Annotated in this window: 10 protein-coding genes and 2 tRNA genes; 9 read left to right on the plus strand and 3 right to left on the minus strand. The window is 34.0% G+C overall.

What is annotated here, in order from left to right; translation table 11 throughout:
* Positions 1-118: 118 nt before the first annotated feature.
* From LNQ81_RS04440 to LNQ81_RS04460, 5 genes are read left to right on the plus strand one after another with little or no spacing between them, the layout of a single operon-like run.
* The gene (locus LNQ81_RS04440) at positions 119-991 is read left to right on the plus strand and encodes a helix-turn-helix transcriptional regulator (protein ID WP_121964319.1); all 873 of its coding nucleotides are present in this window, start codon (positions 119-121) and stop codon (positions 989-991) included.
* Positions 992-995: 4 nt separating this feature from the next.
* Positions 996-2,012 (plus strand): ferrochelatase, encoded by a 1,017-nt coding sequence (gene hemH / locus LNQ81_RS04445; protein ID WP_229944971.1) that lies wholly within the window; start codon positions 996-998, stop codon positions 2,010-2,012.
* A gap of 2 nt (positions 2,013-2,014) precedes the next feature.
* Positions 2,015-2,554 (plus strand): CopD family protein, encoded by a 540-nt coding sequence (locus LNQ81_RS04450; RefSeq protein WP_229944972.1) that lies wholly within the window; start codon positions 2,015-2,017, stop codon positions 2,552-2,554.
* On the plus strand, positions 2,554-4,026 hold the full coding sequence (locus LNQ81_RS04455; RefSeq protein WP_229944973.1) for a sensor histidine kinase: 1,473 nt from the start codon (positions 2,554-2,556) through the stop codon (positions 4,024-4,026). The genes LNQ81_RS04450 and LNQ81_RS04455 overlap by 1 nt, the downstream gene beginning before the upstream one ends.
* Before the next feature lie 17 nt (positions 4,027-4,043).
* Positions 4,044-4,829, plus strand: coding sequence for an enoyl-CoA hydratase/isomerase family protein (locus tag LNQ81_RS04460; protein ID WP_229944974.1), 786 nt, complete (start codon positions 4,044-4,046; stop codon positions 4,827-4,829).
* A gap of 92 nt (positions 4,830-4,921) precedes the next feature.
* Here LNQ81_RS04460 and LNQ81_RS04465 read toward each other — a convergent pair.
* Positions 4,922-4,992: transfer RNA gene (locus tag LNQ81_RS04465), tRNA-Gln, on the minus strand.
* Between the two features lie 641 nt (positions 4,993-5,633).
* On the opposite strand from LNQ81_RS04465, the gene LNQ81_RS04470 reads away from it, so the two are divergent.
* The gene (locus tag LNQ81_RS04470; protein WP_229944319.1) at positions 5,634-5,987 is read left to right on the plus strand and encodes an ISAon1 family transposase N-terminal region protein; all 354 of its coding nucleotides are present in this window, start codon (positions 5,634-5,636) and stop codon (positions 5,985-5,987) included.
* A 37-nt stretch (positions 5,988-6,024) separates the two neighbouring features.
* Positions 6,025-6,960, plus strand: coding sequence for an ISAon1 family transposase (locus LNQ81_RS04475; RefSeq protein ID WP_229949234.1), 936 nt, complete (start codon positions 6,025-6,027; stop codon positions 6,958-6,960).
* Between the two features lie 114 nt (positions 6,961-7,074).
* Here LNQ81_RS04475 and LNQ81_RS04480 read toward each other — a convergent pair.
* Positions 7,075-7,145 (minus strand) — tRNA-Gln (locus LNQ81_RS04480).
* 179 nt (positions 7,146-7,324) lie between these two features.
* Between LNQ81_RS04480 and LNQ81_RS04485 the strand changes: the two genes are divergently transcribed.
* The gene (locus tag LNQ81_RS04485; protein WP_229944975.1) at positions 7,325-10,528 is read left to right on the plus strand and encodes a glycosyltransferase family 117 protein; all 3,204 of its coding nucleotides are present in this window, start codon (positions 7,325-7,327) and stop codon (positions 10,526-10,528) included.
* A 76-nt stretch (positions 10,529-10,604) separates the two neighbouring features.
* The gene (thiL, locus tag LNQ81_RS04490; RefSeq protein WP_229944976.1) at positions 10,605-11,663 is read left to right on the plus strand and encodes a thiamine-phosphate kinase; all 1,059 of its coding nucleotides are present in this window, start codon (positions 10,605-10,607) and stop codon (positions 11,661-11,663) included.
* 28 nt (positions 11,664-11,691) lie between these two features.
* Here thiL and LNQ81_RS04495 read toward each other — a convergent pair whose 3' ends face one another.
* Positions 11,692-14,145, minus strand: coding sequence for an alpha/beta hydrolase family protein (locus tag LNQ81_RS04495; RefSeq protein WP_229944977.1), 2,454 nt, complete (start codon positions 14,143-14,145; stop codon positions 11,692-11,694).
* Positions 14,146-14,167 lie beyond the last annotated feature (22 nt).

Raw genomic sequence — 14,167 nt, forward strand, 5'->3', positions numbered from 1 at the left:
TTCATTATAATACAGTACATTTGCAATAAACACAAGGGTTAAGAAGCTTGTTATATAGAACAGTTCTAAATAAAAAGTAACCAAATAAGTTTACCTTGCTTATTCAAAAAGTAACGCTATGAGTCCAACAGAAGAAATCATAATTGACGATAATTTTTCATTACTTAGGTTTGAAAATAACCTTAAAGAGAATATCACTTTTCAAAGAGAGATGGGAACTGATGTAATTCAATTCTATTTCGGGTTAAAGGGTTCTGCGAAGTTTTTGTTTAGTGGAGGAGCATATTCTTTACCATTAAATGAAGAAAAGTTTCTCATCTTATACAACCCTCAAAAGCAATTACCTGTTCATCTAGAAATAACCCCCAACACTTGGATTATAAGTGTTTTAATTTCTATTAAAAAGTTTCATGCTCTATTCTCTACAGAAGCTGAATTTATTGGCTTTTTAACAGGGGAAAATCGAGATAAAAAATACTATTCAGAAGAAGAGATTACTCCTTCTATGGCTATAGTATTAAACCAGCTTTTTAACTTCTATATGAATCCTACTATAAAGAAACTTTACTACACTGGAAAGACGTATGAGTTATTGAGCCTATTATTCAATCAAAACGAAGATCAAAATATAGAGAACTGCCCGTTCTTATCTGATGAAGATGACGTTGTCAAAATCAAAAAAGCAAAAGACATCATCATAAGCAAAATGGCAGAACCACCTACGTTACAAGAATTAGCCGACACAGTAGGTATTAATATTAAAAAATTAAAAATGGGCTTTAAGCAGATTTATGGTGACTCTGTATTCAGTTTCTTATTTGACTACAAGATGGAGTACGCTCGTAAACTTCTAGATAATGGCACATATAACGTGAATGAAGTAGGCTTAAAGATCGGCTATAGCTCATCTAGCCACTTCATCGCAGCTTTTAAAAAGAAGTTTGGCACTACACCTAAAAAATATTTAATGTCCCTTAACACAAATAACTAAACTCATGCAAGGTATATTATTAGTAAACCTAGGCTCACCTAAAAGCCCTACAGCAAAAGACGTAAAACCATATTTAGGAGAATTTCTAATGGATGAAAGAGTAATCGACATGCCTTACATCCTGAGATACTTATTAGTAAAGGGTATTATTCTTAATACAAGACCAAAAAAATCAGCAGAGGCTTATCAAAAAATATGGTGGGAAGAAGGATCTCCTCTTATTGTAATATCTCAACGCCAACACAAAAAAGTACAGGATAAAGTAGACATCCCTGTAGCCCTATCAATGCGTTATGGAGAACCATCTATTAAAACAGGTCTTCAAGAGTTAAAAGACAAGGGAGTAGATGATGTGTTAATGATACCATTATACCCTCAGTTTGCTATGGCAACTACGGAGACTATCGATGTACTAGCAGAAGAAGTAAGAACAAAATTCTTCCCTCAGATGAAAGTAACGAGTTTCCCTGCATTCTATAATAAACCTGAATATGTAAATGCCTTAGCTCATACCATTAAAAGACACTTAGAAGGTTATGATTACGACCATATTGTATTCTCATACCACGGAGTACCAGAGAGACACATCCATAAATCAGATGTAACTAAAGGGCACTGTACAATCGATAGCACATGCTGTCAAACAGCCTCTAAAGCTCATGAATTCTGCTATAGACACCAATGTCTCGAAACAACTAGACAAGTGGTAGAGAAGCTAAACATTCCCGCAGATAAATATACGAACTCCTTCCAGTCGCGTTTAGGAATGGACAAATGGCTTCAACCTCCTACTGATGCTACCGTAAATGGATTAGCAGACAGGGGAATAAAGAAACTTGCTGTTGTAACACCTGCTTTCGTAGCAGACTGTTTAGAAACGCTTGAAGAAATAGGTATGGAAGCACATGATGAATTCTTACACCACGGTGGTGAAGAGTTCAGAACCATCCCTTGTATGAACGATGACGATATGTGGATAGACGCTATGGTAACTTGGATTAACGAATGGAAAACTAAATAATTATGTTGTACCTATACCTAAAATCGCTACATATTATATTTATTGTTTGTTGGTTTGCAGGCTTATTTTACATTGTACGTTTATTTGTCTACTATGCTGAAACGAAAGATATGCCTGAACCAAAAGCGCAAATCTTAAAAGAACAATATACCATAATGACTAATCGACTGTGGAACATTATTACATGGCCAGCAGCCGTATTAGCAACAGCTTTTGGGATATGGATGATTGTAATTATGCCAGCATGGTTAAGTCAACCCTGGATGCATGTCAAACTACTTTTTGTGGTATTATTAATAGCTTATCACCTTAAATGTCATCAATTCGTGATGCAAATAAACAACAGAACGATGACCAAAACATCCTCTTTTTTTAGAATATGGAATGAAGGTGCTACCCTTATTTTATTTTCTGTAGTATTTTTAGTAATTTTAAAAAGTACTTTTAATTGGATATTTGGAGTTGTAGGACTAGTAGGTTTATCAATACTATTAATGCTAGGAATACGCTTATACAAAAAGATTCGCCATAGCAGAAACTAATGAAAGATGACTTTATATTAAAGAACTTTTCTCTGAGGAATAGAATATTCTTCTCACTTATATTTTTAAGTATCATCTCATCTGTATTGATATCGGCAGTATCTGTATATCAATTCAGAGAAGAAGCACGTACTTATCATCAATATAGACTAGAACGAACAGAAAACTCTATTAATGAAAATATAAACTACATCCTTACTACTAGTGAATATCCTCTGACCACCGAGAATATACCACGCATATTCAGAGACAAAATCCATGAATTGGCTGCAATTCACAATACAGAAATCAATATACATGATCTACAAGGGCACCTCTTGATCACTTCGAGAGGTACCTTCTCTGTAGATAGCATTTCTAAAAACATATCTCCTTTAGTACTAAAGACGATACAGTCTTCACCTAATAAGCGCTTTGTTGACATAAAAACCTATGACAACAATCGCATTAGAATAGCATATAGTTATCTAAAAGATCTAAAATTTAAACCACTAGGTATCCTTAAAATACCTTATGAAGAACAAACGGAATTCTATGAAAACGAAATCCAAAACTTCATGATAAAATTTGGACAAGTATACATCATTATGTTAATTATGTCCATTGCCATCTCATATTTCTTATCTAATTATATAACCCAAAGTCTTAAAGATATAAGTGTCAAAATGACTCGTACAAAACTTGGGCAGAAAAACGAAAAAATAGAATCTACATCTACAAGTAAAGAAATATCTACCTTAATCACAGCTTATAATGATATGGTAGAAAAACTAGATGATTCTTATGAAAAACTGGCACAAACCGAAAGAGAACAAGCGTGGAGAGAAATGGCTAAACAGGTAGCACACGAAATAAAAAACCCCCTTACTCCTATGCGTTTAACTGTTCAGAGTTTCGAAAGAAGATTTGACCCTAATGACCCTGATATAAAAAGCAAGCTAAAAGACTTCTCACAAGTGCTTATACAACAGATAGACACGATGACCTCAGTTGCCACAGCTTTCTCAAGTTTTGCTACGATGCCTGCTCAACAAAATGAAACACTAGATATAGTCAAGACAATACAATTAACTCTAGACATATTTAATGAAGATTACATTTGGTTCGAAACCACTGATAAAGAGATCATATCTAAAATAGATAGAACACAACTAATCAGAATTATCACTAACTTAGTCAAAAATGCAATACAGGCAATGCCTTCTGAACAAGAACATCCTGAGATAAAAGTTACTATTTCCAGAACTGATCACAAAGCAATAATCAAAGTTGCAGACAATGGAACAGGTATAAAACAAGAGGATTTAAGTAAAATATTTCAACCTAAATTCACAACTAAGTCGAGCGGTATGGGACTAGGCCTAGGAATTATTAAAAATATAATAACAAATTACAACGGTACAATCATTTTTGAGACCGAAGAAGGCAAGGGAACAACATTTATCGTAACCTTACCAATCATCAATAGTTAATCAAATAAAAACATATTATGGATTTTGAGAATATTCTAATAGAAAAAGAAAGTAGTCTGGCCATTATTACAATTAATCGTCCGACTAAATTAAACGCTTTAAACAGACCAACAATTGAAGAGCTACACCAAGCATTAAAACAACTTGAGAGAGAGCACGAAACACGCGTTATTATCATTACAGGAAGTGGAGAAAAAGCTTTTGTTGCTGGAGCCGATATAAAAGAGTTTTCTAACTTTAATACTAGCGAAGGTTCTCAATTAGCTGCAAAAGGACAAGAATTACTATTTGACTATATTCAGAACTTTAATAAACCTGTCATTGCTGCTGTTAATGGATTCGCTTTAGGAGGTGGATTAGAATTAGCGATGGCTTGTCACTTTAGAATAGCTTCGACTAATGCTAAAATGGGCTTACCAGAAGTAACATTAGGACTAATACCAGGTTATGGAGGAACACAACGCCTACCTCAGCTTATTGGAAAGGGAAGAGCAATGGAACTAATAATGACGGCTGACATGATCACGGCAGAAAAAGCTGTTGCATACGGATTAGTAAATCACGTAGTAGAACAAGAAGAGCTATTAGCTTTCACTAAAAAAACTGCACTTAAAATAGCGTCAAACTCAGCTTCAGCTGTAGGAAAGGCAATCAAATCAATCAATGCAAACTTTAAGGAAGGAATCAATGGTTATCACGAAGAAATTAAAAACTTCGGAGAATGCTTCGATACCGAAGACTTTACTGAAGGAACAACAGCTTTCTTAGAAAAAAGAAAACCAGATTTTAAAGGTTATAACTAATATACTAGAAGGTCAGATTAACGTCTGACCTTTTTTATTTTACCTAACCTACATAAAATAAAAAAGCCTCTTGAAAAAATCAAGAGGCTTTGTTGGCTCACTAGGACTCGAACCTAGAATGTCTGTACCAAAAACAGAAGTGTTGCCATTACACCATGAGCCATTACCTTTGTCATTGTTGAGTTAAACAGGTTAACTTCTGTAATGCTGATGCAAAAGTAGCACTTTTTTTCAAACCTCCAAATAGATCCTAATCTTTTTATCGAGGCCTTTTTTTAAAATAAAATTAACCTATTCAAAATCAATGTTTATTGTTTAAAACTTTAACATTTTATTTTTATATCTTTTTTTCAACCCAGATTCCACGATAGACATATAAACAAAAAGTAAGCTCTGAATTAGTGAGTAAAGCATAGTATGGTTTAAGAACTAATAAAAGAGATATGAAGTAGAATTGCTTTGTAGTATTTGGCTAATGCGGAATCTAGGTTTAATAAACTAAGTGTTTTGCTTACTCCTTAGATTCCCTCTATGATCCTGATTATGCTTATGGACAAGAAATAGGGAAAAATTGAATACTTGAATTACTCTAGAATAAAGGATGAAAATCACGTATAAAATTACTGCTATTACAGAGATTGTCTGACCTCTTCAACAATTCTTCAACATTGCTCTATTATAAATTCTTTTTATTGAAGAATTCTTGAGCCACTCTTGATGAGCACTTGTCTCAAATAAGGGATCAATCTCAAAAGTTGTGTGTGAATTAAAAACTACAGATCTTTGTAATGATAAATAATAAACGTGGAAAACTATATTGAGTTTATAAAAATGATTTTACCTGAGTTTTTAGTAGAACATTTTGATTTAGTAAAAACGATAAAACAAGGTGAAACAATGCACCTATATTTTGAAGAATTTAATAGAGTCCCAGATGAAGCGAAAGACCGTATTCTTATAGGTCATGGGTTTCATAATGAAACCACAATACAAGATTTTCCATTACGAGGAAATAGTGTTTATCTTCATGTCAAGCGACGTCGTTGGTTAGATAAAACTACTCGCGAATTAGTACAGAGAGATTGGAATCTAGTAGCAAAAGGCACTCGTTTAACTGATGAGTTTGCCTCTTTTTTAAAAGAAATTAATAGATACTAAGGCAAGTGATTGTCATACAATAGGAGGTTTCTTTAATATTGATGGTAAAAAACTACAACGCCAATACAAAGATTCACTAAGTGATTTTCAAGCTTGGAAACATAAAGAACACGCTAAAGACTATCTTCTTTTTCCTGAAAACATAGGACCTAAACTATCAATAGACGAAACAGCTTTGTCAAAAGGTGAGCTCTATACAATTATTACAAACAAGTATAGTAGAGGAAAGAAAGGGAGTATAGTAGCCATTTTTTCTGGCACTAAAGTAGAGCCTATTATAGAAAAGCTCCTTACAATCTCCTCTAAGAGAGGATCTAAAGTTAAGGAGATAACACTTGATATGGCAAATTCTATGAAAAAAATTGTTACGAAGTGCTTTGTTAATGCCACACAAGTAACAGATCGTTTTCATGTACAGAAACTAGTAAATGAAGCATTACAAGATATTAGAATACAAGAACGTTGGAATGCTTCAGATATTGAAAACAACTTAATCCTACAAGCTAAAAAAGAAGGTAAACAATTTATTCCAATAGAATTTGATAATGGAGATACAGCTAAGCAACTACTTATAAGAAGTAGATATCTACTAACTATGGATCCAAGTAAATGGACCACTAATCAAATACAAAGAGCAGATATATTATTTAATCAATATCCTTTGATTAAACAAGCTTACAATGTAGCGCAACACTTAAGAATAATATATAACACAACCATAGTAAAAGAAGTAGCTTATACTAAACTGGCTCATTGGTACAATGATGTTATCAAGATTAATTTAAAACAATTCGGCACTGTTATCAATACAATGCAAATCAATTATAAAACAATTCTTAACTATTTTGATAATAGAAGTACCAATGCCTCTGCTGAATCTTTTAATGCCAAAATTAAAGCATTCAGAGCTCAGTTTAGAGGTGTAAGAGATATTGATTTCTTTTTATACAGATTGACTAAGCTTTATGCATAAACACAACTTTTGAGATTGATCCAAAATAAGTTACTTAATTCCAAAACTCTGACTCTGATCAGTTTTTTAGAGATAACAAAAAAAAGCTCCTCTGTTTCCAGAGGAGCTTACTTGTTGGCTCACTAGGACTCGAACCTAGAATGTCTGTACCAAAAACAGAAGTGTTGCCATTACACCATGAGCCATTACCATTTCACTACTTCAGCGTGATTACTTCTGTAATGCGGATGCAAAACTAGCACATTTTTTGTAATCTCCAAATTTTTACTGTAAAAAAATTAATTTTTTCTAATTCCTTCATGCAACACAAAAAAAATCTTTTCTTTGTATGTACAATCTATAGAAATATCTAGTAATTAAAAATATGTTGACATTCAATTACAAGAAGTGGAATGTTATAGGCGGTTGGCTATGTTTTGCTATCGCTCTATTAACTTATACACTAACAGTAGAACCAACTGTAAGCTTTTGGGATCCGGGAGAATACATTGCTACTTCTGCTAAACTACAAGTAGGACACCCTCCGGGAGCTCCATTTTATCAAATGTTAGGGGCTTTCTTCTCTATGTTTGCTACGTCACCTGATAAAGTTGCCTTAATGGTAAACATGGTTGCCGTTATATCAAGTGCCTTTACTATTCTCTTTATGTATTGGACGTTGTCTAATCTTTTAAAGAAAATCGTAGTTTCTAAAAGCGAGTGGACTAACCACAATGCTATTGTAGTCTTAGGTAGTGCAGCTATTGGTTCACTAGCATTTACTTTTACAGACAGCTTCTGGTTTAATGCTGTTGAGTCTGAAGTATACGCTTCTGCGATGCTATTAACTTCTCTCCTACTTTACTTAGGTATCAGATGGTATGATGACATCAATACAGTTAAAGGTAATCGTTGGTTATTGTTAATTGGATTAGTCATAGGGGCTTCTTTTGGTGTACACTTAATGGCGCTACTTACTGTTCCCTCTATTGCATTACTTTACTACTTTAAGAAGTATGAAAAAGTAAATATCAAGAACTTCATTATCGCGAATATCGTAGCAGTAGGGGTTCTATTCTTTCTATTTGCTTTTCTATTCCCATACACATTAGCCCTATTTGGCAAAACTGAGATCTTTATGGTCAACTCAATGGGAATGCCTTTTAATAGTGGTACCATATTCGCATTCTTACTTATCATAGCATTCTTTGCTTTTGGATTGAGATACACTGAGAAGAACAACAAAATAATGGCGAACACTCTTATACTTACCTTACTGTTTATTAGTATCGGACTTACAGCTTGGTTAATGCTACCGATTAGAGCCAATGCTAAAGTGGTAATCAATGAGAACACTCCTTCTGATGCTACAGAGCTATTAGCTTACTATCAACGTGAACAATACGGAGAAGAAAGCATCTATTACGATTCGTATTTCACTAAAAAATATACTGGGCTAGATAAAAACAACCCGTGGAAAGATGAAAAACCAAACTACGAAAGAAACTACCAAACTGGTAAGTATGAAATCGTAAATGAGTATAAAAACGCTGGTCAAAACTTTAACGAAACGCATAAAGGATTCCTTCCTAGACTGTGGAGTACGGATAAGAACCACCGCGTTAACTATATGAGATACACTAAAGCTTTAAACTTCCATGCAGCTCAAGGATATGCAGGAAACAAAGAGCTTGAAGAGCTTATAGAAGGTGTGAAAAATGGACTAGAAAAAGGCGAAATAGGATACGAAGGACTTGACAAATTCTTCGATACCTATGGAGAATACCTAGATATAGAAGTTCCTTCTTTTGGAAGCAACATGAGTTTCATGTTTGATTACCAATTTGGTTATATGTTCTGGCGTTACCTAATGTGGAACTTCGCAGGAAGACAAGATGACATCCAAGGTCAGGGTGACTTACAGCATGGTAACTGGATCAGTGGTATCACTTTCTTAGATGAAATCCGCTTAGGTTCTCAGAAAGACTTACCATCTGATGCATTAGAAAACAAAGGTAGAAACACCTATTTCTTCCTTCCATTCATACTAGGGCTTATAGGTGTGGTATTCCATTACCGCAAAGATCCTAAGATGTTTTGGGTACTTTTAGTACTGTTCTTATTTACTAGTTTTGCCCTAAAAATATTCCTTAATGAACGTCCATTCGAACCACGTGAACGTGACTACGCTGTAGTTCCTGCATTCTATGTGTTCGCATTATGGATTGGATTCGGAGTATACGCCATCTATGATGGACTTAAGAAATATGTACAGCCTAAACTAGCTGCACCAGCAGTATTAATCGTTTCACTATTCGCTGCGCCAGTCTTATTAGCACAGCAGAACTGGGACGATCACGATCGCTCTGACCGATATACAGCATTAGCAAATGCAAAAGCATATCTAGACTCTTGTGATCCGAATGCCATCTTATTCACTATTGGAGATAATGATACCTTCCCTCTTTGGTATTTACAAGATGTAGAAGGTTATAGAACTGACGTAAGAGTAGTGTGTACTAGCTTACTTCCGTTAGACTGGTATATTGATCAGATGAAGGCAAAAGCTTATGATTCTGAGCCACTACCTATTTCATTTACACATGATCAATATGTAGGTAACAAGAGAGACGCTGTCTTAATCAACAAAATGATTGAAGAGAGAATAGACATACAGTCTTTGATGAACTTTATCAAATCTGATGACGAAAGAACAAAAATAAAGACAGAAGCAGGTACTACCCTGTATATCGCTCCTACTGGACAAATCAGAATCCCAGTTGACAGTGTGAATATCGCAAAATACAATATTGTATCTCCTCATTTGAGAAAAGATGTTCCTCCATACATAGATGTTGACATCACAGATCAGGCTATCTATAAGCACCGTTTGATAATGCTTGATATAGTGGCAAATAATAACTGGAAAAGACCTATATACTTCTCTGGAGGAAGCTGGGGGGATGATGATTTCATCTGGATGAAAGACTACTTACAGTTAAGCGGTTTAGTATATAAACTAGTTCCTCTAAAATCTGATACAGAAAATGCACATGCACTAGACAAAGGTTCTATAGATGCAGACAGAATGTATGATATCGTAACCAAGTGGTATTGGGGGAATATGGGTAGTGATAAAATCTATCACGATCCACAGACTAGACGTAATGCGCTAAGCTACCGTATTAATCTTGCTCGCTTAATGGAACAATTACTTCTAGAAGGTAAAGACGAAAAAGCGAAGAAGGTAATTGACATAGCGATGACCAATATGCCAATTAAATACTATGGCCTTTACCAAGTAGTACATCCTTTTGTTGAAGGTTCGTATAAAGTAGGAGAGAAAGAGAAAGCTCGCCTTATGGTAAAAGAACTAGTTCAGAAATCTAAAGAATCTCTTACCTATTACAAGGGGCTACAGATGGATGACATCCAGTATTATCAACAAGAAATAATGACAGACATAGAGATATGGCGAGAATTACTAGAGGTAGTCAAAGAAGAAGACCCTAGTTATTTTAAAACTCTTGTTGCAGATTTTAATACATATAACGGTTACTTCTCATACTTTAAGAGACCTAATTTATAGTTAAGAAGGCGATAGATTCATTTCTATCGCCTTTTCTTTTTACCTTTGCCCTACTTTTAAACAAAGCAGATATACGATGATCGAGAATAAAAATCAATCTAAAACAGATATTGGACAATTAGGTGAGTTTGGCTTAATAGAGCACTTAACTCAAAACTTTACTATCCAGAATGACAGCACTGACAAAGGAATCGGTGATGATGCCGCTATACTTTCCTTTGGTGAAGACAAAGTAGTTGTATCTACAGATCTTTTGATAGAAGGTGTACACTTTGACTTAGCCTACACGCCACTAAAGCACTTAGGATATAAAGCTGTCGTAGTTAATCTATCAGATATCTGCGCGATGAATGCTACTCCTACACAAATCACAGTCTCTATAGCTGTCTCTAACCGCTTTCCACTAGAAGCATTAGACGAGCTATATGAAGGTATCGCATTAGCGTGCAATTACTATAAAGTAGATTTAGTAGGTGGAGACACTACATCTTCTCAGAAAGGGCTTATTATTAGCGTTACAGCTATTGGTAAAGCGAAAGAAGAGGACATCATCTACCGCAGTGGCGCTGGAGAGACTGACTTACTAGTAGTATCAGGTGATATCGGATCAGCTTACATGGGGCTGCAAATCTTAGAAAGAGAGAAACAAGTATTCTTAGTAAACCCAAATAGCCAACCTGACTTATCTATCTATGAATACATCATCGAGAGACAACTTAAGCCTGAAGCTAGAACAGACATCAAACAGCTTTTAACAGACTTAGAAGTACAGCCGACAGCCATGATAGATATCTCAGATGGCCTGTCATCAGAGATTATGCACTTGTGCAAAAGCTCTACTGTAGGATGTAACTTATATGAAGACAAGCTTCCTCTTGATCCTCAGTTTATGAACACTTGCGAAGAGTTTAACATCGACGCTACTACGATGGCGATAAACGGTGGTGAAGATTATGAACTACTATTCACTATCAAAATGGAAGACTTCGATAAGATTAAGGGTAACCCTAACTTATCTATCATAGGACACATGACGCAAGAGAGCGAAGGTGTACACCTGATCAGTAGAGAGAACACTAAGATTCCTCTTAAAGCAAGAGGTTGGAATCCTTTAGAAAACAAAGACGAAGAATAAAAAAAGACGCCACTGGCGTCTTTTTGTTTTAAAAGTCATCCTGCTTACTCCATGTATATTCATTATAATCCAAACCTTCTTTTATCCATTGAATGTCTTTTTTATCTTTTAAGTGATAATCAAACCAGTCAAGAACTCTAGTAGTTAGATCATTAGCCTCTATCGGAGTATCTGGACCAGTGGTATGACCTATGTTTTTATAAAATAGCGCTATTGTTGGAACATTTTCTCTCTTAAGTGCATTAAACATATTTATGGTATTGGTACTGTGAATATTTTCATCTAATAATCCTGTGTAAAGTAGCATAGGCGTTTTCGCTTTGTGAGCATTGTGAAGGGGGGAGTTGTCTATATATTTTTTAGGATCTTCACTATATTTTTTTTGCATTCCATATTGAGCTCGTTCTGCCATAAACCAATCGGGCATTATTCTGTACTTACTATACCTAAAAGTTAATCCACTAATAAGGTCATGCGCAGCAGAGCCACTGACTATGGTTGAGAATAGGTTTGTTTGTGTAGCAATAAAACTTGCTTTATAACCGCCAAAGGAATGCCCAATTAAACCTAATTTCTCTCGATCTATAGACTTTTCTTTCTTCAGTATTTCTTCAACGCCTAGAGTTATACATTCGAGAGCAGATATACCAGGACCTATATTATTCACATAAGAATCCACAAAATATACAAAATACCCTTGTTCATTTAATAGGCTAGCATTAAATCCTGTTTGATTGACAGTTGTCGGTAGTTCAAAAGAGGAAAAGGTATTAAATGGTTTTTCGTTGTAGACATATACAACCATTGGATATTTGTTTAAAGGATCATAATCTTTAGGATAGAGTAAGGTACTTTCTAATTCCTTGTTATATCTATCTGTGTACTTAATGCTCTGTCTCTTCTTCCAATTATATTGTGTAGGTTCTATGTCAGTTTTGAGCAATGTTGAAATTTTATTGTTGTCAATAACTTTAATTTCGACAGGGGAATTAAAACTATTTTCTGTGTATACAAATACTTTGTTATCAGCACTTGTAAGGTTGCCTTTTAAGGCTAGTGATTTACTAAAAGACTTTTGATTACTTTCACTTAGTAGTATTGTTTTATTATCTGTTATGCTAAATATTCTCTCGGTTTCACCTACTTTACTATAAATGTATTTAATACTATCTAGATTAGACGTGTAAGTGTTTGATTGTAAATTTAGTATTGTGTTTTTGCTTCCAATAGGGAAATTTGCAATTGTTATTGTTGTGTTTGTATTAAGGTTGAATTTATTAAGTTTTTCTTTAATGAAGTATAGTATTTCTTGGTTATTAGTATTTGCAATTAAAGAACTATATTCGTCTACTTTTATTGCCAGCTCTTGTTTAGTAGTTAGATTGTACAAATGCCAAAGTTGATTTCTGCTATTTAAAGGCTTATATAGTACAAAATTGTTTTTAGCAAATGCCACAGGTACTTTATAAGAAGCAATTTCAACTTCTGAGATTAACGTATTAATATCTATTAAAGAGTATTGTATAGGTAGAATAGAAGATTCAAATTTCTGTAATTTAAAGGGATTGTATCTTAGTATGTGGTTTGGCAGATCAATAAAACTATAATCTTTATCTCTTGTTCTTTCTAACTCAATTGTTTTATTCTCATTGTATTGATAAATAAAGGCTTTGTAATTTAGTTGATGTTTCAACTTGTAATTACTAGGATATATAAATCTAGAATTTCCGTTCCATATATCAAGGTATTGGCTATGACTAATCTCTTTATTGGTTTTGAAATTGTATTTTATAAATAAATCGTTGTTAAAATAGAAGTTCACTTCAAACCTTTCTAGTTTTTCTTTTGATAGGGTTATTTTCTTAATTTCTTTTATTTTGATGTTGATAATCAGTAAATTATTGGTTTTGTCAGTGTATGCAAAAAGTGTATTATCATTGTTCCAGTATAATTTGCTTATATCTTGTGACTGATCTTTAATTTCTGTGTTTTCTAGTGTGTTTAAATCAAAGATGTTTAATGAATTGGGAGTGTAGAAAATTAACTTTGTTTTGTTTGGACTTAAGTGATAGTTCTTAACCTCTGATTTGTAAAGCAGAGGTTGGTTAAGTGTTTTTCGTTTATCAATTTTTTCAATATTTAAAGCATTGTTATTGTTTAATGTGATTAATAGATTATTGTCTTTATTGGCTATAGTATGATATTTTGTTACTTGCTCTTTTGTTGCGATTATTTTGTTTTTGTTCGCATCTAGAATTATTACTTCCTTATTAAATGTCCCAACGACTAAGTCATCAAATAACAAATTTTGGTACATATTCTGGATATGAGTGACATTGATTTTTCTTTTGTCTTGAGTATTGATATAATAAGTTGAGTCAGCTATTGTACTGTTTAGATATGTCTTGTTGACAATTACCCATTTACCATCAGGGCTTATCTTAGAAGGATTTATTGTATTGATTCTATAGTCGGTTTTCAAAGCGAGTGAATCATTTTGAGCT

Source organism: Myroides oncorhynchi (genome assembly GCF_020905415.1).
Lineage (GTDB): Bacteria > Bacteroidota > Bacteroidia > Flavobacteriales > Flavobacteriaceae > Flavobacterium > Flavobacterium oncorhynchi_A.